Annotated in this window: 17 protein-coding genes and 1 riboswitch; of the genes, 4 read left to right on the forward strand and 13 right to left on the reverse strand. The window is 60.5% G+C overall.

Annotated features, from left to right (window positions below; translation table 11 throughout):
* Nucleotides 1–7: 7 nt before the first annotated feature.
* From CSQ93_RS21940 to rpsB, 6 genes are all read right to left on the reverse strand, one after another.
* Complete coding sequence (locus CSQ93_RS21940; RefSeq protein ID WP_099379864.1) at nt 8–841, reverse strand: phosphatidate cytidylyltransferase; 834 nt, start codon at nt 839–841, stop codon at nt 8–10.
* A complete protein-coding gene (uppS, locus tag CSQ93_RS21945) occupies nt 841–1608 on the reverse strand; it encodes a polyprenyl diphosphate synthase (protein ID WP_099379865.1) in 768 nt (255 codons plus the stop codon). Before uppS ends, CSQ93_RS21940 begins: the two co-directional genes overlap by 1 nt.
* Before the next feature lie 98 nt (nt 1609–1706).
* The gene (gene frr / locus CSQ93_RS21950) at nt 1707–2267 is read right to left on the reverse strand and encodes a ribosome recycling factor (RefSeq protein ID WP_034784152.1); all 561 of its coding nucleotides are present in this window, start codon (nt 2265–2267) and stop codon (nt 1707–1709) included.
* A gap of 178 nt (nt 2268–2445) precedes the next feature.
* Entirely contained in the window at nt 2446–3162 is a 717-nt protein-coding gene (pyrH, locus tag CSQ93_RS21955; protein WP_035818156.1) for a UMP kinase, read from the reverse strand.
* 147 nt (nt 3163–3309) lie between these two features.
* Nucleotides 3310–4221, reverse strand: a complete 912-nt coding sequence (gene tsf / locus CSQ93_RS21960) for a translation elongation factor Ts (protein WP_099379866.1) — start codon at nt 4219–4221, stop codon at nt 3310–3312.
* Nucleotides 4222–4379: 158 nt separating this feature from the next.
* Nucleotides 4380–5132: a 30S ribosomal protein S2 gene (gene rpsB / locus CSQ93_RS21965; protein WP_010397614.1), complete on the reverse strand. Its 753-nt coding sequence runs from the start codon at nt 5130–5132 to the stop codon at nt 4380–4382.
* A 391-nt stretch (nt 5133–5523) separates the two neighbouring features.
* On the opposite strand from rpsB, the gene map reads away from it, so the two are divergent.
* The 4 genes from map (at nt 5524) to CSQ93_RS21985 (ending at nt 10647) form a co-directional block, all read left to right on the forward strand.
* Complete coding sequence (gene map / locus CSQ93_RS21970) at nt 5524–6336, forward strand: type I methionyl aminopeptidase (protein WP_035826955.1); 813 nt, start codon at nt 5524–5526, stop codon at nt 6334–6336.
* 36 nt (nt 6337–6372) lie between these two features.
* Nucleotides 6373–8940: a [protein-PII] uridylyltransferase gene (locus CSQ93_RS21975; protein ID WP_099379867.1), complete on the forward strand. Its 2568-nt coding sequence runs from the start codon at nt 6373–6375 to the stop codon at nt 8938–8940.
* Between the two features lie 40 nt (nt 8941–8980).
* Nucleotides 8981–9730: a pseudouridine synthase gene (locus CSQ93_RS21980; protein WP_099379868.1), complete on the forward strand. Its 750-nt coding sequence runs from the start codon at nt 8981–8983 to the stop codon at nt 9728–9730.
* A 152-nt stretch (nt 9731–9882) separates the two neighbouring features.
* On the forward strand, nt 9883–10647 hold the full coding sequence (locus CSQ93_RS21985; RefSeq protein WP_099379869.1) for a flagellar brake protein: 765 nt from the start codon (nt 9883–9885) through the stop codon (nt 10645–10647).
* Between the two features lie 78 nt (nt 10648–10725).
* On the opposite strand, the gene def is transcribed toward CSQ93_RS21985, so the two are convergent.
* The 7 genes from def to CSQ93_RS22020 all read right to left on the reverse strand — a co-directional run bounded on the left by def (nt 10726) and on the right by CSQ93_RS22020 (nt 20784).
* Nucleotides 10726–11262 carry a peptide deformylase gene (gene def / locus CSQ93_RS21990; RefSeq protein WP_034752265.1) on the reverse strand — a complete coding sequence of 179 codons (537 nt, stop codon included), beginning with the start codon at nt 11260–11262 and terminating at the stop codon, nt 10726–10728.
* Nucleotides 11259–12152: a UTP--glucose-1-phosphate uridylyltransferase GalU gene (gene galU, locus CSQ93_RS21995; RefSeq protein WP_099379870.1), complete on the reverse strand. Its 894-nt coding sequence runs from the start codon at nt 12150–12152 to the stop codon at nt 11259–11261. The genes def and galU overlap by 4 nt, the downstream gene beginning before the upstream one ends.
* 25 nt (nt 12153–12177) lie before the next feature.
* Nucleotides 12178–14544, reverse strand: coding sequence for an NAD-dependent DNA ligase LigA (gene ligA, locus CSQ93_RS22000; RefSeq protein WP_099379871.1), 2367 nt, complete (start codon nt 14542–14544; stop codon nt 12178–12180).
* A 14-nt stretch (nt 14545–14558) separates the two neighbouring features.
* Nucleotides 14559–15722, reverse strand: coding sequence for a cell division protein ZipA C-terminal FtsZ-binding domain-containing protein (locus tag CSQ93_RS22005; RefSeq protein WP_099379872.1), 1164 nt, complete (start codon nt 15720–15722; stop codon nt 14559–14561).
* Nucleotides 15719–19246, reverse strand: a complete 3528-nt coding sequence (smc, locus tag CSQ93_RS22010) for a chromosome segregation protein SMC (RefSeq protein ID WP_099379873.1) — start codon at nt 19244–19246, stop codon at nt 15719–15721. The genes CSQ93_RS22005 and smc overlap by 4 nt, the downstream gene beginning before the upstream one ends.
* 183 nt (nt 19247–19429) lie before the next feature.
* Complete coding sequence (locus CSQ93_RS22015; RefSeq protein ID WP_233516292.1) at nt 19430–20065, reverse strand: phosphatase PAP2 family protein; 636 nt, start codon at nt 20063–20065, stop codon at nt 19430–19432.
* 146 nt (nt 20066–20211) lie between these two features.
* Complete coding sequence (locus CSQ93_RS22020) at nt 20212–20784, reverse strand: ATP-dependent Clp protease proteolytic subunit (RefSeq protein ID WP_233516293.1); 573 nt, start codon at nt 20782–20784, stop codon at nt 20212–20214.
* Between the two features lie 169 nt (nt 20785–20953).
* Nucleotides 20954–21040: riboswitch (glycine riboswitch) on the forward strand.
* The last annotated feature ends 1 nt before the right edge of the window (nt 21041 follow it).

Raw genomic sequence — 21041 nt, forward strand, 5'->3', positions numbered from 1 at the left:
AGTTTCCTTAAAGCCAGCTGGCCACGAGGGCGGCAAATGGCAGGACCGGGATCAAGGCGTCGATACGGTCGAGTACGCCGCCATGGCCAGGCAGCAGGTTGCTGCTGTCCTTGATGCCGGCGCGGCGCTTCAATTGGGATTCGAACAGGTCGCCGACGATGCTGGCGGCGACGATCAGCAGCAGCACCAGCAAGGCCACCGGCCAGCCGCGGCGCAATTGCAGCTGCACGGCAAAGGTGTCTTGCAAGACCGGCAGCGATGGCGCGGCAACGATGGTGATGGCGGCAATGACGAGCACGGCGATGCCGCCGCCGATGGCGCCTTCCCAGGATTTACCTGGGGAAATGCTTGGCGCCAGCTTGCGCTTGCCGAAAGCCTTGCCCGAGAAATAGGCGCCGATATCGGCGATCCACACGAGGGCCATCACGGACAGCAGGAACAAGGGGCTATGCAGGAACAGGGCGATGATGGCGACGAAGCAGCCGACGATGGTCACCGGGTACACGAGGCTGAGCAAGGTATTGCCCAGGCCTTCGGTGGGCGGCAAGCCCGTCGCCAGCGAAGGCACGAAGCGGATCAGCCAGATGGCCACGCACAGGGCGAACCAGAAATTGAGCTGCGCCATGCCGTTACCGACAAAAAACGTATACGCGAAGGCGGCGGTCCAGATGGCAGCAATCAGCAGCGCCTGGCGATTTTTGAAAATGCGGAAGCTTTCCCAGATGGCGGCGCCGAAGAACGCCGTGGCGATCACGGCGAAAGCAGGGAAATAATTCAGATACAGAACCGGCAGCAAGACCGCCAACAAGACCAGGGCGGTGATTATCCGTGTTTTCAGCATCAGTTTGTCTTTTCAGTTAATTGCGCGCTGGTACGGCCAAAGCGCCGTTCGCGCTGCTGGTAAGACGCGATTGCCGCGTCGAGGCACTCGTCATTGAAGTCGGGCCAGAAAGTTTCGGTAAAAAACAACTCAGTGTACGCCAGTTGCCACAGGAGGAAATTGGAAATGCGCTGCTCGCCGCCGGTGCGGATGAACAGGTCGGGCTCGGGCGCGTAAGCCATGGCCAGGTGCGGCGCCAGTTGCTCTTCCGTGTATGCGTTCCCGGCGGGCTGGCCATTGGCTGCCGCCTCGGCCGTCATTTTATTGACTGCCTGCATGATGTCCCAGCGGCCGCCGTAATTGGCGCAGATGGACACCGTCAGACGCGTGTTGTTCGCCGTCTTGCGCTCCGCATTGGCGATCAGGGTTTGCAGCTGCTCATTGAAGCGCGACAGGTCGCCCACGACCTTCAGGCGGATATCGTTGGCATGCATCTTGACTACTTCGCGTTCCAGCATGGTGACGAACAGGCGCATCAGCATCGACACCTCTTCTTCCGGGCGGCGCCAGTTTTCCGAACTGAAGGCAAACAGGGTCAGGTACTCGACACCTCGGTCGAGGCAAGTCTCGACGATGCCGCGCACGGCGTCGGCACCCTTCACGTGGCCAGCCACGCGGGGCAGGAAGCGCTTGGTTGCCCAGCGGCCATTGCCGTCCATAATGATTGCCACATGGCGCGGCACCGTGCCCACCTCAGGTACTGCCGTTGTCGAACTCGAATAGATCATGAAAACACGAATACCAAAAATAAAAGATAGCTATTATGCGCCAAATAGCACTGCCCGGAAAAGCCATGCTTTTCCGGGCAGCGTCGAAGGACTGAAAACTAGACGGTCAGTACTTCTTTTTCTTTGTCGACCACCATCTTGTCGATGTCGGCAATAAACTTGTCCGTCAGCTTCTGTACTTCTTCCGACGAGCGGCGCTCATCGTCCTCGGAACAGGCTTTTTCCTTGACTAGTTTCTTCAGCGACTCGTTTGCATCGCGGCGAATATTACGCACGGCAATCTTCGCGTCTTCCGCCTCGCTCTTGACCAGCTTGACCATTTCCTTGCGGCGCTCTTCCGTCAGCGGCGGCGTCGGAACGCGGATCAGGTCGCCCTGTGCCGACGGGTTCAGACCCAGGTCGGCGTCGCGGATGGCTTTTTCGATGGTGTTGGCCATCTTTTTTTCGTACGGCTGCACACCGATGGTGCGCGCGTCGATCAGGGTCACGTTGGCGACCTGGGTCAGCGCCGTCGGTGAACCGTAGTAATCGACCATCACGTGGTCCAGGATACCCGTATGGGCGCGGCCGGTACGCACTTTGGCCAGATCGGCCCGCAGTGTTTCCAGCGACTTCGTCATGCGTTCCTGGGTGTTCTTTTTAACGTCAGCTAAGGACATACGCCCTCCTATATCTTGATAATAAATGGGTATTACAATTATTCACTGCAGTGTAAATGTTCGCGCAATCGGGAGTGCCGAAAACCGTTCAGGGCAAGGCGCAGCGCCGAAGACAGTACTTAATGTACGGCGAGGCGCTGCAACGCAGCCATGGACGGTTTCTCGGTGCTCCTTATTTCTACACGTGAACCAGCGTGCCTTCATCTTCACCCATGATGACGCGCATCAGCGCGCCTGGCTTGGTGATCGAAAACACTTTGATTGGCAGTTTCTGGTCGCGGCACAGGGCGAATGCGGTGGCATCCATCACTTGCAGGTGCTTGGCGATGGCGTCGTCGAACGTAATCGTGTGGAACAGGGTGGCGTTCGGATCCTTCTGCGGATCGGCCGTGTAGACGCCGTCGACCTTGGTGGCCTTCAGGACGATCTCGGCGCTGATCTCGGCACCGCGCAGGGCAGCTGCCGTGTCGGTGGTGAAGAACGGATTGCCGGTGCCGGCGGCGAAGACCACCACTTTACCTTCTTCCAGGTATTGCAGGGCTTTCGGGCGGACGTACGGCTCGACCACTTGTTCGATGCCGATGGCCGACATGACGCGCGCGGTGATACCGACGTGGCGCATGGCATCGGCCAGGGCCAGTGCGTTCATCACCGTGGCAAGCATGCCCATGTAGTCGGCGGTGGCACGGTCCATGCCTTGCGCGCCAGGCGCGACGCCGCGGAAGATATTGCCGCCGCCAATCACGATTGCCAGTTCCACACCCAACTTCGCCACCTCGGCCACATCGGCCACCATGCGCTCGATCGTGGCGCGGTTGATGCCGTAGGGATCATCTCCCATCAGGGCTTCGCCGGACAACTTGAGGAGGACGCGCTTGTAGGCTGGTTTTGACATGAGCTGGGGCTCCATAAATGAGGTTATTCGAGTATGACATGGCGCAGCGCCTTGCAGCGCCGGATAGGCGCGCGGGGCTGCCCATGCCGCCGCCCGGCACGACAGGTGCGGGCGGGCCAAAAAAACGGGCCTCTCGGCCCGCTTTACTTACGCTCCCTGGGAGGCAGCCATCTGTGCTGCGACTTCTGCTGCGAAGTCGTCTTGCTTCTTCTCGATGCCCTCGCCCACTACGTACATGGCGAAACCTTTGACGCTGGTGTTAGCCGCCTTCAGCATTTGCTCAACCGACAGCTTGTCGTTTTTCACGAAAGCCTGGTTCAACAGGGATACTTCTTTCAGGAACTTCTGTACGGAACCTTCCAGGCGCTTGGCCAGGATTTCCGGCGATTGCGCTGGCTTGCCTTCGGCGGCCGCTTTGGCTGCGTCTTCTTCGGCTTTCAGTTGTGCAACCGAGCGCTCTTTTTCGATCAGTTCCGCAGGAACTTCGTTCGACGACAGCGACACTGGCTTCATGGCAGCGATGTGCATGGCCACATCTTTGCCCACTTGCTCATCGGCACCGTCGAATTCGACGATCACGCCAATGCGCGAACCGTGCAGGTACGAAGCCAGCTTGGCGCTGGTTTCGAAGCGCTGGAAGCGGCGGATGGTCATGTTTTCGCCGATTTTGCCGATCAGGGCAGCGCGCACATCGTCCAGGGTCTTGCCATCGAGTGGCAGGGCCAGCAGGGCAGCGACGTCAGCCGGGTTGTGTTCTGCTACCAGACGGGCAGCGTTGTTGGCCAGTGCCAGGAAATCGTCGTTTTTCGCAACGAAGTCGGTTTCCGAGTTCACTTCGACCAGGGCGCCTACGCCATTGGCGATGTAGGTTGCCACGACGCCTTCAGCGGTGATGCGTGCCGATGCTTTCGATGCCTTGCCGCCCAGTTTGACGCGCAGGATCTCTTCCGCACGAGCCATGTCGCCTTCGGCTTCGGTCAGTGCTTTTTTGCATTCCATCATTGGTGCGTCGGTTTTGCCGCGCAATTCGCCTACCATCGCTGCTGTAATCGCTGCCATGTGTTTCTCCTGATTCGGTGAGTCGATAGTCGCGGCCGGGCATGCATGCCTCGCCAGCGGTCACTATCGTTTTTTTGTTAAAAAAAAGGGGGAGCTGCTGCCACCCCTTTTCCCTTACTGCTGTGCTTACAAACGGCTATCTTGCGATAGCCTGGCCATTAAGCCTGTTCGTTTACTTCGACGAATTCGTCGCCAGCGGCTGCTTTAACCATTTCAACAACTTCGTTACCGGCAGCTGCACGGCCTTCGATGATTGCATCAGCAACACCGCGAGCGTACAACATGATGGCTTTCGAGGAGTCATCGTTACCTGGGATCACGAAGTTCACGCCTTCTGGGGAATGGTTGGTATCGACAACGCCGATGACCGGGATACCCAGTTTAGCTGCTTCGGTGATCGCACCTTTGTGGTAGCCGACGTCGACGACGAAGATTGCGTCAGGAATGCCGCCCATGTCCTTGATGCCGCCGATCGATTTTTGCAGCTTGATCATTTCGCGGGAGAACATCAGCGCTTCTTTTTTCGACAGCTTCTCGATCGAACCGTCTTCGATCATCACTTCCATGTCTTTCAGACGCTTGATCGAGGTTTTGATCGTTTTGAAGTTGGTCAGCATGCCGCCCAACCAACGTTGATCAACGAAAGGCACGCCAGCGCGTTGTGCTTCAGCAGCGATGATTTCGCGAGCTTGACGCTTGGTGCCAACCATCAGGATGGTGCCACGGTTTGCAGCCAGTTGACGCACGTGCTTCATTGCGTCCTGGTACATCGCCATGGTTTTTTCCAGGTTGATGATGTGGATCTTGTTGCGATGACCGAAGATGAACGGTGCCATTTTTGGATTCCAAAAACGGGTTTGGTGACCAAAGTGGACACCGGCTTCCAGCATTTCGCGCATTGTTACGGACATTATTAACTCCAGGGTTGGGTCTGGAATCCGATCAGTCACCATACAGGCACCCTTGTCGACCGGATTCGCGTGTTTATATAAATTAAAGACACTGTTTTACTGCATTGCTTAAAAGAGAATTCAAGCAACCCGGGATTCTACACCGAAATGCCCATTCCATCAAGTCCAGGGCGCAAATCGCGCGCGCAGCGACGGCAAGCGTTGCACCACACTGGTGCAACGCGTATCGACCATCGGTTTTCCCGCAAAAATCGCCTGCCAGCCATAGGATGGAGGCGGCGGATACAGGGCGCCTCGTTTATAATTTCGACATATTTGCAGACTTTTTCCTCACACGCTGAGATTCGTCTGTGCTTTTCACCCGAACATCTTGCAGATTGCGAATTACACCATGTCCACCATCCGTATCAATACCGCCGCCGACATCGAAGGCATGCGCGTTGCCGGCAAACTCGGCGCCGAAGTGCTCGACTACATCACTCCCTTCGTCAAGGTCGGCGTCACGACCGGCGAACTGGACCGTCTGTGCCACGAATACATGGTCAACGTGCAAGGCACCATCCCTGCCCCGCTGAACTACTGTCCTCCTGGCTACACGCCTTACCCGAAAGCCATCTGCACCTCCGTCAACGACGTCATCTGCCACGGCATTCCCGGTGACAAGGTCCTCAAGAGCGGCGACTCCGTCAACCTCGACATCACCGTCATCAAGGATGGCTACCACGGCGACAACAGCCGCATGTTCCTCGTCGGAACGCCGACCATCCTGGCCAAGCGCCTGTCGGAAATCACCTATGAATGCATGTGGCTGGGAATCGACCAGATCAAGCCGGGCGCCCACCTGGGTGATATCGGCCACGCCATCCAGCAGCATGCTGAAAAGGCCGGCTACAGCGTGGTGCGCGAATTCTGCGGTCACGGCATCGGCAAGGTCTTCCATGAAGAACCACAAGTGTTGCACTACGGCAAGCCAGGCACCCTGGAGCGCCTGGAAGCGGGCATGATTTTCACCGTGGAACCGATGATCAATTCGGGCCGCCGCGAAATCCGCGAAATGAACGATGGCTGGACCATCAAAACCAAGGACCGCAGCCTGTCGGCGCAATGGGAACATACGGTGCTGGTAACGGAAACAGGCTATGAAGTGCTGACCGTCTCGCCCGGCATGCCACCACCGCCCGCCTTGATCCTGAACAAAGCCTGATCCTCCCATCCCACGCACCGCCACCCCAGGGCCCAGATGAAAAAGCAAGTTCGGGAACAGCTGAAACAGCAACTGAAAGCCGACCGCCAGGTCGTCATTGCGGCCTTCCAGGCCGACGGCAAGCCTGAAAAACTGCTGCGCAGCCTGCGCCACAGCGTCGACGGCGTGCTGACGCGCGCCTGGCAGGAGGCCGGCTTGCCGCCCGGCACCGCCCTGGTGGGCGTGGGCGGCTATGGCCGCGGTGAACTGTTTCCGTATTCCGACGTCGACCTGCTGATCCTGCTGCAACAGGCGCCTGACGCCGCCACGCAGGAAAAGCTCGAAGAACTGGTGCAACTGCTGTGGGACCTGGGCCTGGAAATCGGCCATAGCATCCGCACCGTCGACGAATGCATGGTCGAATCGAAGGCCGACATCACCGTGCAAACGAGCTTGCTCGAAGCGCGCCTCGTGTGCGGCAACGCGGATCTGTTCGCGCAATTGCAGCAGCGTTATGACGCCGCCATGGATCCGCAGGCCTTCTTCCAGGCAAAAACGGCGGAAATGCGCCAGCGCCATGCCAAGTACGAAGACACGGCCTTCAGTCTGGAACCGAATTGCAAGGAAAGCCCGGGCGGCCTGCGCGACTTGCAGGTCATCCTGTGGGTGGCCAAGGCGGCCGGCCTGGCGAACTCGTGGCGCACCCTGGCCACAGGCGGCCTGATCACCCTGACGGAAGCGCGCCAGCTGATGGAAAAGGAGCGCGCCTTCAAGGATATCCGCGTGCGCCTGCACCTGCACGCGGGCAGGCGCGAAGACCGCCTCGTGTTCGACGTGCAGACGGCGATCGCCGAATCGCTGGGCCTGCAGGCGACAGGCAGCGGGCCGCACATGCGCCGCGCCAGCGAATTCCTGATGCAGCGCTATTACTGGGCCGCCAAGACAGTAACCCAGCTCAACACGATTTTGCTGCAGAACATCGAAGCGCGATTGTTTCCGCAAGACGATGTGGCCGTGCCCATCAACGAACGCTTCAATGAAGTCAACAGCCTGATCGACATCAGCGCCGACGATACGTTCGAGCAATACCCTTCGGCCATGCTGGAAGTCTTCGTGCTGATGACGGAGCGCCCGGCCCTGAAGGGCATGACGTCGCGCGCCACGCGGGCCCTGTGGCACGCGCGCTTCAAGATCGACGCCGCCTTCCGCCAGGATCCCGTCAACCGCGCCCTCTTCCTGCGCATCATGCAAGCCCCGGTCGGCATCATCCACGCGCTGCGGCGCATGAACGAAATGAGCATCCTGGGGCGCTATCTGCCGAATTTCCGCCGCATCGTGGGCCAGATGCAACACGACCTGTTCCACGTGTACACAGTCGACCAGCACATTTTGATGGTGGTGCGCAACATGCGCCGCTTCACCATGAGCGAACACGCGCACGAATATCCGTTCTGCAGTCAGCTGATGGCCGATTTCTCGCAATCGTGGCTGCTGTACGTGGCGGCCCTGTTCCACGACATCGCCAAGGGCCGCGGCGGCGACCATTCGAAACTGGGCGTGGCCGACGCCACCCAGTTCTGCCAGGATCACGGCCTGTCGGAAGAAGACACGGAACTCGTGGCATTCCTTGTGGAAAATCATTTGACCATGTCGCAAGTGGCGCAAAAGCAGGACCTGTCCGATCCCGACGTCATCGCCGCCTTTGCGAAAGTGGTCAAGGACGAGCGCCACCTGACGGGTCTGTACCTGCTGACGGTGGCCGACATCCGTGGCACCAGCCCGAAAGTGTGGAATGCCTGGAAGGGCAAGCTGCTGGAAGACTTGTACAAGATCACCTTGCGCGTGCTGGGCGGCGAGCCGCACACGGCCGACCGCGAACTGAAAAACCGCCAGCAGGAAGCGCTGGCCACCCTGCGCCTGTACGGCTTGCCGCCCGATGCGCACCTGAAACTGTGGCAGCAGCTGGACGTGGCCTACTTCCTGCGTCACGACGCCTCCGACATCGCCTGGCAGACGCGCTCGCTGTATGACAAGCTCGACAGCAAGTTGCCGGTGGTAAAATGCCGGCTGGCGCCCATCGGCGAAGGCTTGCAGGTGGCCGTGTACATTCCCGACCAGCCCGACCTGTTCGCGCGCATCTGCAGCTATTTCGACCGCAAGAACTTCAGCATCCTCGACGCGAAGATCCACACGACGAAAAATGGCTATGCGCTCGACACCTTCCTCGTCACGGAACAGAACTTCGCCAAAAGCTACCGCGACATCATCAGCCTGATCGAGCATGAGCTGGGCGAGCTACTGCAGTCGCAAACGCCGCTGCCGCCGCCGGGCAAGGGACGGCTGTCGCGCCTGTCGCGCACCTTCCCCTTCCAGCCGACCGTGGATTTGCGGCCCGATGAAAAGGGCCAATATTACTTGCTGTCGGTGGCGGCCAACGACCGCACGGGCTTGCTGTATGCGATCGCCAACGTGCTGACCAAGTACCGCATCAACTTGCACACGGCTAAGATCATGACCCTGGGCGAGCGGGTCGAAGACGTCTTCCTCGTCGACGGCCCCGCGCTCAACAATGCCCGCAACCAGATATTGCTGGAAACCGATTTACTCGATGCGCTGAAAGTGTAGACTTTCCGCGCAACGCCTACCTTACTGAAACTGAAACAACATGACCGAAGAATTATTACGCTTATCCAAACGCATGTCCGAACTGGGCCTGTCCTCCCGCCGCGAAGCCGATGAGTGGATCGCACGCGGCTGGGTCCGTGTGGATGGCAAGGTGGTGTCCGAGCTGGGCAGCAAGGTCTACCCGAGCCAGAAAGTCACCGTGGAACGCCAGGCGGCGGCCGAACAATCGAAGCGCGTCACCGTGCTGATCAACAAACCCGTCGGTTACGTCAGCGGTCAGGCCGAAGACGGCTACACGCCTGCCGTGGCCCTGATCAAGGCGGAAAACCGCTGGGCGGAAGACCGCAGCCCGGAACAGTTCCACCCGACCCAGCTGCGCAGCCTGGTGGCGGCCGGCCGCCTGGACATCGATTCCGTCGGCTTGCTGGTCCTGACGCAGGATGGGCGCGTGGCCAAGCAGCTGATCGGCCACGATACCGATATCGACAAGGAATACCTGGTGCGCGTGAGCTACACCAAGGGCGACACCCTGCCCGACAGCGAGCTGAAAAAGCTCAACCACGGCCTGTGGCTCGACGGCAAGCCGCTGCTGCCGGCCAAGGTGCGCTGGCAAAATGAAGACCAGCTGAGCTTTACCCTGCGCGAAGGCAAGAAACGCCAGATCCGCCGCATGTGCGAAGCCGTCGGCCTGAAAGTATTGGGACTGAAACGCGTGCGCATCGGCAAGGTCAAGCTGGGCGACTTGCCGACCGGTCAATGGCGCTATCTAAGCGCGGACGAACAATTTTAAGCGGCGACGTCAAGATGGCATGCCGCGCGGCATGCCTAGTCACATAAGCAACAGGAATATAGTGATATAAAAACAATTATTGTGATTTACTTAGTAAATATTGCTTTAAACCTATACACTATTCCCCATTAGAACAAAAGAGATACGCTGTCGTGAACGATCCCATCCCTAATCCCCTGCGCAAAGGCGCGCCCAGCCTGGCTGACGTGGCCGAGCCGATGGCGCCCGGCACCAAGCCGCACCATATGAGCGATCCGTGGGATATCGGCGAAACCCTGTGCAGCCTGGCTGACAACGGCGACGCCATTTCCATCTACCCGGCGGGTGGCGAAGACGTCATCATGGCGCGCATTCTGTCCGTGGACGACGACTTGCCGCAATTCGTGCTGGAACTCAATGAGGGCGCGACCCTGCCGCCTGGCGGCGCCACGTTTGTGTCGTGGGTGCAAAGCGCCAAGCTGCAATTTACCATCAATGGCGAATGGGAAGCGTATCCCGAGCGGCCGAACGTGTACCTGACCAACTTCCCCAGCCATTGTCTGGTGCTGGAACGGCGCGAATCGACGCGCCTGGAAACGCCGCTGGGCGTGTACTACCTGGCCGCCTTCGTGCTCGAGGGGCGTCCATATGAATTGCAGCTGTATGATTTCTCGGCCGGCGGCATCGGCATGCGCGCCCATCCGCGCGACACGGTCGGTCTGTACGTGGGGCGCAAGCTGTCGCGCGTGCGCCTGGAACTGGGACCGAACAAGGTCATGATCGCCGACCTGGAAATCCGCCTGTCGCGCACCTTCCGCTCTTTCCTGCTGGGCGAGCAAGTGCAGATCGGCTGCCGCTTCCTGAACCTGACGGATGCCATGCAGGATGAATTGAAAGTACTGCTCGATGACCTGGGCAGCAGCCGCAAGGTGCGCTAGGTTTGCTTCACGCATAAACAATGGCCGCCCAGCTCATGCTGCGCGGCCATTGTTTTATCGTCGACAGGTATCGGGCGCCTAATCGTCGTCGTTTGGGTCGAGATCGGGGAACATCACCTCGGTATAGCCGAACTGCGTGAAGTCGACGATACGCATCGGATACAGAATGCCGTGCAAGTGGTCCACCTCGTGCTGCACCACGCGCGCATGGAAGCCGTCGCAGTCGCGGCTGATGGGCTGGCCGAACTGGTCCACGCCTTCGTAGTGCAGCTCGCTCCAGCGCGGCACGCTGCCACGCAGGCCAGGCACGGACAGGCAGCCCTCGAAACCCTCTTCCTTTCGTTCCGACAAAGGCGTCAGCACAGGGTTGATCAGCACGGTTTCGGGCACTTGCGGCGCATCAGGGTAACGCAGGTTCTGCTTGAAGCCGTAGATCACCAGTTGCAGGTTGACGCCGATCTGCGGTGCCGCCAGGCCCGCGCCATTGGCCGCATGCATGGTGTCGAACATGTCGGCGATCAAGGCATGCAGTTCGGGCGTATCGAATTCACGCACGGGCTCGGCCATGCGCAGCAGGCGCGGATCGCCCATTTTGAGAATTTCACGTACCGTCATTTTGCGTCCAGTGTCGATTGCAGTTCTTGCAGGTAAGTGCGGAAGGCCGCGCCCGTTTCCGGATGTTTCATGCCCATCGCCGTCGTTGCTTTCAGGTAGCCAAGCTTGGAGCCGCAATCATAGCGCTGCCCCTGGTAGCGGTAAGCCAGCACGCGCTCTTCTCGCATCAGGGCGGCGATACCGTCCGTCAACTGGATTTCGCCGCCGGCGCCCGTGCCGATATTTTCCAGGTGGTTAAAGATACGGCTGGTCAGCACATAACGGCCCACCACGGCCAGGGTCGACGGCGCCTCTTCTGGCGCAGGCTTTTCCACGATGGCCGAGACCAGTTCCAGGTCGGGCTGATAATTCTTTGCCGACACAATACCGTACTGCTTGGTTTCCGCGCGCGGCACATCCTGCACCGCCAGCAGCGAGCAATTTTCATACTGGAAGACATCGGTCATCTGCGCCAGCACGGGGCGCACACCCTCTTCCACATCCATGAAGTCGTCGGCCAGCAAGACGGCAAACGGTTCGTCGCCGATCACGGGACGGGCGCACAACACGGCATGCCCCAGGCCCAGCGGCGCGGACTGGCGTATGTAAATGCAATTGATATGCTTGGGAATGACGTTTTGCACCATGTCGAGCAACTGGCGCTTGCCAGCCGCTTCCAGTTCCGACTCCAACTCGTAAGCCGTATCGAAATGGTCTTCGATGGCGCGCTTGTTGCGGCCCGTGATGAAGATCATTTCCGTAATACCGGCCGCCACGGCTTCTTCCACCGCATACTGGATCAATGGCTTGTCGACGATGGGCAACATTTCCTTCGGTTGTGCCTTGGTCGCTGGCAAGAAACGGCTGCCCAGGCCGGCGACGGGAAAGACTGCTTTTCTGATTTTTTTCATGGGTCTTCTGTAATTTTTTGAATAATTAGTTTTGCGCGAGCAAGGCCAGCAAGTCAGCCTCGTCGAGGATGGCCACACCCAGCTCCTGGGCCTTGGCCAGCTTGCTGCCGGCATCCGAACCGGCGACGACATAGCCCGTCTTCTTCGATACAGAGCCGCTGACCTTGCCTCCGGCCGCCTCGATCAGCTCCGCCGCCTCGTCGCGGCTCATAGTGGGCAAGGTGCCCGTCAGGACGAACGTCTTGCCATCCAGATTACCGCCAGCGGCTGGCATTTCAGGCAATTGTGACAGTAATTCATTTCGCAGGGCGTCCAGTTGACCTAGCAGCTTGACATTCTCGCCATCGGCCAGCCATTGCGCCAGCGCTTCGGCCACGGCCGCTGGCAAGCCCGCGTGGAAGCTGGCGCCTTGCGCGGCCAGGCTGGCCAGGGTCACGCCCCGCTCTACCAGTTGCCTGGCGCGCGGCTCCGTCAGCTTCGGGATGCCGATGGCTGCCAGCAGCTTGGTTTGCTCAAGTTGCGTGCGCAGCTTGGCGCTGGGCGCATGTTCGCCCTGGGGTGTGACGCCGGCGTCCAGCAATGCCTGCAACGCTTGCTGGTTCTTTTCTTCGGCAAAGAAATCGGCAATCGATTCGGCTACCGTGCCGCCGATATCTGGCAGCACGCGCAACAAGGCTGCGGGCGCTTGCCGCACATACGCCAGGCTGCCCAGCCACTCGGCCAGGGTCTTCGCCGTCGATTCGCCCACGTGGCGGATGCCCAGCGCGAACAGGAAACGCTCAAGCGGCGGACGCTTGCTCGCTTCAATGCCGGCCAGCAGGTTTTCCGCCCACTTGGTGGGAATCTTTCCTTGTTGCACTGTTTCTGGCGTCGAACCGTCGCGCTCATCGGCGCGTACTTTCATTTCCAGCAATTTATCCAGGGTCAGGCTGTACAGGTCAGCCAGGCCATGCACGTATTCCAGTTCGACCAGGGTATCGATATAACGTTCCCCCAGGCCTTCGATATCCATCATGCGCCGTCCCGCGAAATGGCGGAACGCTTCCTTGCGCTGCGCCGAGCAGAACAGGCCGCCCGAGCAGCGGGCAATCGCCTCGCCCTCTTCACGCACCACGTGCGAGCCGCACACGGGACACGCTTCCAGCATCTTGAACGGCGGCGGCGCCGGTGCCGGGCGCTTTTCCAGCACCACGCTCAGCACCTCGGGAATCACGTCGCCGGCGCGGCGCACGATGACGGTGTCGCCCACGCGCACATCCTTGCGCAGCACTTCATCTTCATTGTGCAAGGTAGCATTGGTCACCGTCACGCCACCGACCGACACGGGCGCCAGGCGCGCCACGGGTGTCATGGCGCCTGTGCGGCCCACCTGGATATCGATACCCAGCACCTGCGTCAGCGCTTCTTCGGCGGGAAACTTGTGCGCCAGCGCAAAACGCGGCGCGCGCGACACAAAGCCCAGCTCCTGCTGGTCTTCCGTCGCGTTCACCTTGTAGACGACGCCGTCGATTTCATACGGCAAGACGGGGCGGCGCGCGCCGATATCGGCATAGTAGGCGAGCAAGCCCTGCGCGCCCTGCACCACCTTGCGCTCCTTCGACACGGGGATGCCCAGCGTTTCGTACCAGTCCAGCAAGGCCGAATGCGAGGCCGGCATGGCGGCCCCATCGAGGGCGCCGATGCCGTAGGCATAGAAACGCAGCTTGCGCTGCGCCGTGATGCGCGAATCGAGCTGGCGCAGGCTGCCGGCAGCCGCGTTGCGCGGGTTGGCGAACTCCTTCTGCCCCGCTTCACGCTGGCGTTCGTTCAAACGGGCAAAATCGGCCTTGAACATCATCACTTCGCCGCGCACGTCGAGCACGGCAGGAATCTTGTCGCCATGCAGGCGCAGCGGGATGCCGGAAATGGTGCGGATATTCGCCGTCACGTCTTCGCCCGTGGCGCCATCGCCGCGCGTGGCTGCCTGCACGAACAGGCCGTTTTCATAGCGCAGGTTGATGGCCAGGCCGTCGAATTTCACTTCGGCCGCATAGTCGACTTCGGCACCGTCAAGGTCCAGGCCTTCACGCACGCGGCGGTCAAAATTGACGATATCGTCATCGGAGAAACCATTGTTCAGCGACAACATCGGCACCGTGTGCGTGACTTGCTCGAATTGCGGCAGCGGTGCCGCGCCCACGCGCAAGGTGGGCGAATCGGGCGTGCGCAAATCGGGATGGGCCGCTTCCAGCGTTTGCAGTTCGACGAACAGCTTGTCGTACTCGGCGTCGGGGATGGTGGGATTGTCGACCACGTGGTAGGCGTGCAGATGCCGATTGAGTTCGGCCGTGAGTGCCAGGACGCGCTGGGCGGCATTCCGCTGGGCGGCGTCCTGGTTGATCGGATCAGTCATTGTTGCGGGATTCTTCAGCTAAATAAACGCAGGGCGCGGGTGGAGCCGGCCGGAATGTCGGCCGCGTCCATTTCCTGGTAAAACTCTTGCACCTGGCCAGCGATCTCGGCCAGCGCCGCATCGGACAGGGCCTGGTTGTAATCGTCGACGATGGTCGCATCGAGGCGTCCCACCAGTGCCTTGGCGCAAGCGACCATGGCGCCGAAGCCGTCGCGCGCAGGCGCCACGCAAGGCACGTCCAGCAGCAGGGTCAGGCGCGGCGTCGTTTCCTCGGCCAGCGTGACATTCGTCGACAGCGAGAACAGATAGCCGCCGTCGCCGTCCGGCATGACGAAACGGCCGTCCGGACGGACGTCAAAGCCCTGCTTTTCCAGTGCGAACAGCAGGGTGGAAATGGCCCATGGGGCGCCATTCGTGTGCAGGTTCACGCCCAGCTGGGCATCGTGACCGGCCACGAAGCGGTGCAGATTGCGCGCTTCGGCCATCACTTCCATCATGTCGGGCACTTCCGGCTCGGCACCGATCTCGTCAGCCACGCCGCGCAGGCGCGTGACCAGTTCCGAGTATTCCAGTTCATTCAAGGCCGTGCTGCGGCTGGCCAGCTGCACGCCGCCCTGCATCTTGGTGTAGACACCGCCATGCGTGATCGGTTCCCAGTCGCCATTCACGTGCAAACCGATGAAGTGGACGGGCTTGTTGCCCACCAGGCGCAGGGTTTGCAGCACGGGCAAGATCTTGTCGCCGCGCACGGGCGCTTCCAGCGACAACGGCAACAGGCAATCGATCAGCGGGTCGACCAGGCTGGTCGCCTGTTCGCTGGCGGCGCTGACTTCCTGCTGCGCCGGCGCGGCCGGGGTGGCGGGTGCGGGATCAGCATCGGCCAGCGACGGTTCCGCGTGCACGGGCGCGTCCGGCACCACGGTTGCTGGCGGCGCGCCAAACGACGGTTCAGCCTTGGCGGCGGGCGCGGCGTCGAAGCGCGGCTCCTGGCGCAGCACGGGTTCCTGGGCTTCCACGGCAGGGGCGTCGCCCTCGCGCATCAGCACGTCGTCGTGGTCGGTGGAAAAAGCCCGTTCCACGCTTTTCTTGGCCTTGTATTCCTGCCATTTGTTGTACGAGAAAACGCCAACGATAAAGACGCCGCCGGCGCCGAACAAGGTAATTTGAAGGTCTGTCATGCTGCTTGTGCCTCGGTTGCAAAATTTGCGGCGGACTCCATGTCCACCGCCACGATGCGCGATACGCCCTGCTCCTGCATCGTCACACCGATCAATTGATGGGCCATTTCCATCGCAATCTTGTTATGCGAAATGAAAAGGAATTGGGTCTGGTCGGACATGCGCTTGACCATGCGGCAGAAGCGTTCCGTGTTCGAATCGTCCAGCGGTGCATCGACTTCGTCGAGCAGGCAGAACGGCGCCGGATTCAGGCGGAACATGGAAAACACCAATGCGGTCGCGGTCAGCGCCTTCTCTCCACCCGATAACAAGTGGATGGTGGCATTTTTCTTGCCGGGAGGTTGCGCCATGACTTGTACACCGGAATCGAGAATCTCGTCGCCCGTCATGGTCAGCTTGGCCTGGCCGCCGCCGAACAGGATCGGGAACAGCTCGGAAAAGTGATGGTTGACCTTGTCGAACGTGTCTTGCAGCAAATCGCGCGTTTCCTTGTCGATCTTGTGGATCGCGTCTTCCAGCGTATTGATCGCTTCCGTCAAGTCGGCATTCTGGGCGTCGAGGAAATTCTTGCGCTCGGAAGCCTGCGCCAGCTCGTCCAGCGCGGCCAGGTTGACGGCGCCCAGGCCCGTGATGGCGTTGGTCAAACGCGTGACTTCGCCCTGCAGATACGATGGGCGCATGTCCGGGTGCAATTTTTCCGTCAACGCGGCCTCGTCGGCGCCCGACTCCAGCAATTGCTGGGCGAATTGCTCTTGGTTCAGGCGCGCGGCCTGTTCCTTGAGCTGCATTTCCATGATCTTGTCGCGCTGAGGCTGCAGGCTGCGTTCCGATTGCGTGCGCGCATCTTCGGACAGGCGCAGCTGCTGCGTGATCTGGTCCAGTTCGTGGCGCGCGTCCGCCAGCGCCCGCTCCTGCGTGGTGCGGCGTTCCAACAGATCCTGCAAGCCATCGGCCGCCGCGCCGCTTTCCAGGTTGGCCAGTTCCAGTTCGCCCGCCTGCAGGCTTTCCGTCACTTGCTGGGCTTGCGTGCTGGCCGTGGCGATGTTGCGGCGCAATTCCTCGATTTTCGCGCGGTGGGCTTTTTCCGCGTATTCCGTATCCTTGGCGGCGCGTTCCAGGTCGCGCAAGGCTTCGCGCGCCTCGGCCAGACGCTGTTCCTTCTGCAGGAAGTCCGTATGGCCGTCTTCGTGCGCTTCCTGCAAGTTGCCCAGTTCCATGTCCAGCTGTTCGAATTTTTCTTCCGATTCCAGCTTGGTCTGCATCTGTTCCGCTTCCTGTGCGGCAATCTCCGCCAGATCGGCGCCAATCTGCGTGCTGCGCTGGTTGAAACGCGCTTCCACTTCCGACAGTTTCACCACGTCCAGTTGCAAAGTATGCACGGAGGAAGTGAGCTGCTGTATGCGCAAGCGCAAGTCCGACAGGTTGCGCGTCAAGGTGGCAACGGCCGCATCGGCCCGCACGGAACGGGCGCGCGCCTCTTCGGCCAGCAATTGCTGGGCGCGCAACTGTTTGCCGATATTCTCGATTTCCTGCTGGCGGCCCAGCATGCCTTCCTGCTCCGAATCGGCCGCATAGAAGCGCACGCTGGTGGCCGTGACCACGTGGCCGGCGCGCGTGACGAAATAGCCGCCCGGCGGCAATTTGCTGCGTTCAATCAAGGCTTCGGCCGCGTCTTCCACGGCGTAGGCGTTGTACAGCCAATCCTGCAGCAAGCCGCGCAAGCCTGGATCATTTAGTTTCAACAAGTTCAGGAACGGTTTCAGGCCTGGCACTTCCGGCTGCGGCAGCGGCGCCACGGTCGATGGCGCGTACAGGGCCAGCTTGGCCGGCGGCGCGTCGGCAAAGAAAGCCTTGGCCCAGTCGATATTCGACAGTTGCAAGGCCGACGTGCGCTCGCGCAAGATCGATTCCATGGCTGCTTCCCAGCCCGCTTCGATCTGCAGCTTTTGCCACAGGCGCGGCAAGGTGTCGAGCTCGTGCTTTTTCAGCCATGGCTGGACCTTGCCCTGGGTCTGTACCCGCTCCTGCAATTGTTTTAAAGCGGAAAGACGCGCTTCCAGCTGGGCGTTGGCGGCTGTTTCGGCATTCACCTGCGCCTGTGCTTCAGCCCGCTCCTGCTCCAGCTTCGGTTGCTGCTCCAGCGCTTCTTCCAGGTAGAAACCCTGTTCTTCCAGCGTCTGCTGCTTTTCTTCCAGCTGCAGTTTCAGGTTTTCCAGATGGCTGCTGTCGGGCAAACTCAGGCTGTTCTTTTCCTGTTGCAGGCGCTCGCGGCGCGTCAGCAGGCTGGCCAGGATGTTCGAGGCGTTGCGCTGGTGCGCCGATTCCAGTTCCAGCTGCTGCTGGGCCTGCATGATTCGGGCGCGTGATTCCGTGCTCTTGTTTTGCGCGGCGCGCCAGGCGGCGTCCAGCTCGGGCAATTGCTCGCCTTTCTGCTCGGCCATCATTTGCGATTGCTCGACCTTCGCGGCCAGCTCTTCGAGGTGGAATTCCGCCTCTTCGATCTGTTCCTGGTATTCGCCGCCCTGTTGCGTCCACTGGTCGCGCTGGGCCGTCAGGGTCGCCAGCTGCGCCTGCAGGCGGGCGCGCGATTCGATGACGAACTTGATCTGCGCTTCCAGGCTGCCGATTTCCGCATTCGTCTGGTACAGATGGCCCTGCGCCGTATGCAAACGGTCGCCCACGGCAAAGTGCGCCTGGCGCATCTGCTCGAGGGTCAGTTCCACGTTGCGCAGCTTGGCCGTCTGTTCTTCCAGGTCCGTCTGCGCCTGTTCCACTTCGCGGAAATAGCGTGTCTGCTCGTTTTGCGCCTCGTTCTTGCGCAGCAGCCACAAGAGTTTCTGCTTTTCTTCCTGGTCCGCCTGCAAGGCGTGGAAACGCGTGGCCACGGCCGCCTGCGCTTCGAGCTTTTCCAGGTTGGCATTGAGTTCGCGCAAGATGTCTTCCACGCGCAGCAAATTCTCGCGCGTGTCCTGCAGGCGGTTTTCCGTCTCGCGGCGGCGTTCCTTGTATTTGGAAACACCTGCCGCTTCTTCGAGGAAGACGCGCAATTCTTCGGGGCGCGATTCGATGATGCGCGAAATCATGCCCTGGCCGATGATGGCGTAGGCGCGCGGGCCGAGGCCGGTGCCGAGGAAAATATCCTGGATGTCGCGCCGGCGCACGGGCTGGCCATTGATGTAATAGGTAGAGGTGCCGTCACGCGTCAGTGTACGCTTGACGGCGATCTCGGCGTACTGGCCCCATTGGCCGGACGCCTTGCCATCGTTATTGTCGAACACCAGTTCCACGGAAGCGCGCCCGGCTGGTTTGCGGTGGGTGGAGCCATTGAAAATGACGTCCTGCATCGATTCGCCGCGCAATTCCGACGCTTTCGATTCGCCCAGCACCCAGCGCACGGCATCGATGATGTTCGACTTGCCGCAGCCATTCGGCCCGACCACGCCCACGAGCTGGCCTGGCACCTGGAAATTGGTGGGATCGACGAAAGACTTAAATCCCGACAACTTGATGGAAGAGAGACGCACGTGTTTTAGAGTTCCTGGCCTATGCTGGCGGTTATATTATGGGTGAACCCGGTTCATATTCATTTCAGATGCACCATCGCGACGGCTGTCTGGCCATTCACCGCAAAAAAGTGGTTCATCATACCATTTCCTGATGCTTTTCTGGCCAAAAAACCGCAGCGCCAGGCGCCAGCCTGCCCCGCCTCACGGGGCTGGACGGCCATCCTGCGCCAGTTTCCAGTCTTCACGGGAAAAAACGCGCTCATGGCCAGACAATATCAGGGCCAGTTTTTGCAGCCATTGCTCGGTCGGCATGGGTTCCGCCTTGAAGCTGAGCACCACCATCAGCACCAGGCTGGCCAGGGCCAGCGCATGGCTGACGGCAAAATTGACGGCGCCGCGGGCATTCCACATGAAACCCAGCGCCAGTGCCAGGCCCAGCACGCAGCCGCTGACGGCTTCCGACACGCTGTGCGCATGCACGACCACGCGCGAAATGGCCACCAGCACGGCAAAGGCCACGCCGACGAGCACGCCTGCATGGCGCCAGCGCGGTGCGGCCCGCTGCAGCAGCACATACATCAGCACGGGAAACACGGCGCCGGCGCGCATGGCGTGGCCGCTGAAACCCGTAAAATCAAGCGCGCTGCTGCCCACGCCCCAGCTCATGAAAGCCAGCTTCGACAGCACCACGAGGGCCAGGCCGCCGCCGTACCACAAGCTCCAGCTGAGCACCAGGCGCCACTGGCGCGAGACGAGCAGCCACAGGGCAATCGCCACGCCAGCCGGCCCCATCACGGACATGTCGGCCGCAAAAGAAATCCCATTCCACCAAGTCATCGCGCCTGCACTTATTTCATGATCAGCTTGCACTATGCCACGACTCTGCCCTGTTCCGCGCGGCTTTTGCTGTGCTGCAGCGAAGAATTACATTCGATTACAAAATTTCCATGCAAAACCATCCGCCGGGCATTGCGAGGCAGGCGTCAGATATTCGTCAGGCGCTTGCCCTTGGGTGGCGTAAAGTCGCGGATCGATTCGATCATGCCCACTTCCAGCGCCTGGTCGGCCGTCAGGTGCAGGTCGGAATACGCGTGCACCTGCCATTGCTCTTCCGTCAGGTTGACGTGGCCACGCAGGATGCGCTCGGTACGCATGTCGTCGGCGCGCAAGCCCTCGACGATGATGCTGAGCGCATCGGGACGCGAGCCGGGCGACGCTGTCGCATGCGACTTGTGCACCATGAAGCGGGCCGTGTCGCTGGCATGGCGGTGCCGCCCCGACAGAAACAGGGTGACGGCGATGGACGCCACGGCGCCCGCGTTATAGGTAATGATGTCGAATGGCAACTTGCTGAGGAAGTTGTACAGGCAGATGCCATCGCTGACATAACCGCCGTTGGACTGTATCAAAATGTGCGCGGTGGTGAGCTTGTCTTCCGTGATGTCGGCCACGGCGTTGAAGACGCGCCGCACCATATCACTATTGACGTCGCCCGAGAGGGTGAAATAACCGTGCTGCTCGGTGTTGTTTTGCGTCTCGCTTTGTGTAGTGTTCATGGCAGGCACCCGCAAGAAAGCCAGGATTTCATCATAACGCATTCCCGCGCGGCCGGGCGCCCTTTTGCACCGCGCCAGCGCCCCTCCCAGCCCCGCAAATCGGGGCTTTTGCTGCAATTTGGCAACGTCTTTTCAGATTGACAGAAAGACCCTGCTGGCATATATTCCTCCCACTTGATCGGGAGAGGGCAACCCAGCGTTGCCGCCGAAGGGGCACTACCCAAAAACTCTCAGGCAAAAGGACCGATCAGGCGGAC

Origin of the sequence: Janthinobacterium sp. BJB426, assembly GCF_002735705.1 — a bacterium.
In the GTDB taxonomy this organism is placed as follows: domain Bacteria; phylum Pseudomonadota; class Gammaproteobacteria; order Burkholderiales; family Burkholderiaceae_D; genus Janthinobacterium.

Excerpts from the sequence above, each read along its gene's own strand:
- CSQ93_RS21940 (WP_099379864.1), bottom strand. The coding sequence starts at position 841 with ATGCTGAAAACACGGATAATCACCGCCCTGGTCTTGTTGGCGGTCTTG.
- uppS (WP_099379865.1), bottom strand. The coding sequence starts at position 1,608 with ATGATCTATTCGAGTTCGACAACGGCAGTACCTGAGGTGGGCACGGTG.
- frr (WP_034784152.1), bottom strand. The coding sequence starts at position 2,267 with ATGTCCTTAGCTGACGTTAAAAAGAACACCCAGGAACGCATGACGAAG.
- pyrH (WP_035818156.1), bottom strand. The coding sequence starts at position 3,162 with ATGTCAAAACCAGCCTACAAGCGCGTCCTCCTCAAGTTGTCCGGCGAA.
- tsf (WP_099379866.1), bottom strand. The coding sequence starts at position 4,221 with ATGGCAGCGATTACAGCAGCGATGGTAGGCGAATTGCGCGGCAAAACC.
- rpsB (WP_010397614.1), bottom strand. The coding sequence starts at position 5,132 with ATGTCCGTAACAATGCGCGAAATGCTGGAAGCCGGTGTCCACTTTGGT.
- map (WP_035826955.1), top strand. The coding sequence starts at position 5,524 with ATGTCCACCATCCGTATCAATACCGCCGCCGACATCGAAGGCATGCGC.
- CSQ93_RS21975 (WP_099379867.1), top strand. The coding sequence starts at position 6,373 with ATGAAAAAGCAAGTTCGGGAACAGCTGAAACAGCAACTGAAAGCCGAC.
- CSQ93_RS21980 (WP_099379868.1), top strand. The coding sequence starts at position 8,981 with ATGACCGAAGAATTATTACGCTTATCCAAACGCATGTCCGAACTGGGC.
- def (WP_034752265.1), bottom strand. The coding sequence starts at position 11,262 with ATGACGGTACGTGAAATTCTCAAAATGGGCGATCCGCGCCTGCTGCGC.
- galU (WP_099379870.1), bottom strand. The coding sequence starts at position 12,152 with ATGAAAAAAATCAGAAAAGCAGTCTTTCCCGTCGCCGGCCTGGGCAGC.
- ligA (WP_099379871.1), bottom strand. The coding sequence starts at position 14,544 with ATGACTGATCCGATCAACCAGGACGCCGCCCAGCGGAATGCCGCCCAG.
- CSQ93_RS22005 (WP_099379872.1), bottom strand. The coding sequence starts at position 15,722 with ATGACAGACCTTCAAATTACCTTGTTCGGCGCCGGCGGCGTCTTTATC.
- CSQ93_RS22015 (WP_233516292.1), bottom strand. The coding sequence starts at position 20,065 with ATGACTTGGTGGAATGGGATTTCTTTTGCGGCCGACATGTCCGTGATG.
- CSQ93_RS22020 (WP_233516293.1), bottom strand. The coding sequence starts at position 20,784 with ATGAACACTACACAAAGCGAGACGCAAAACAACACCGAGCAGCACGGT.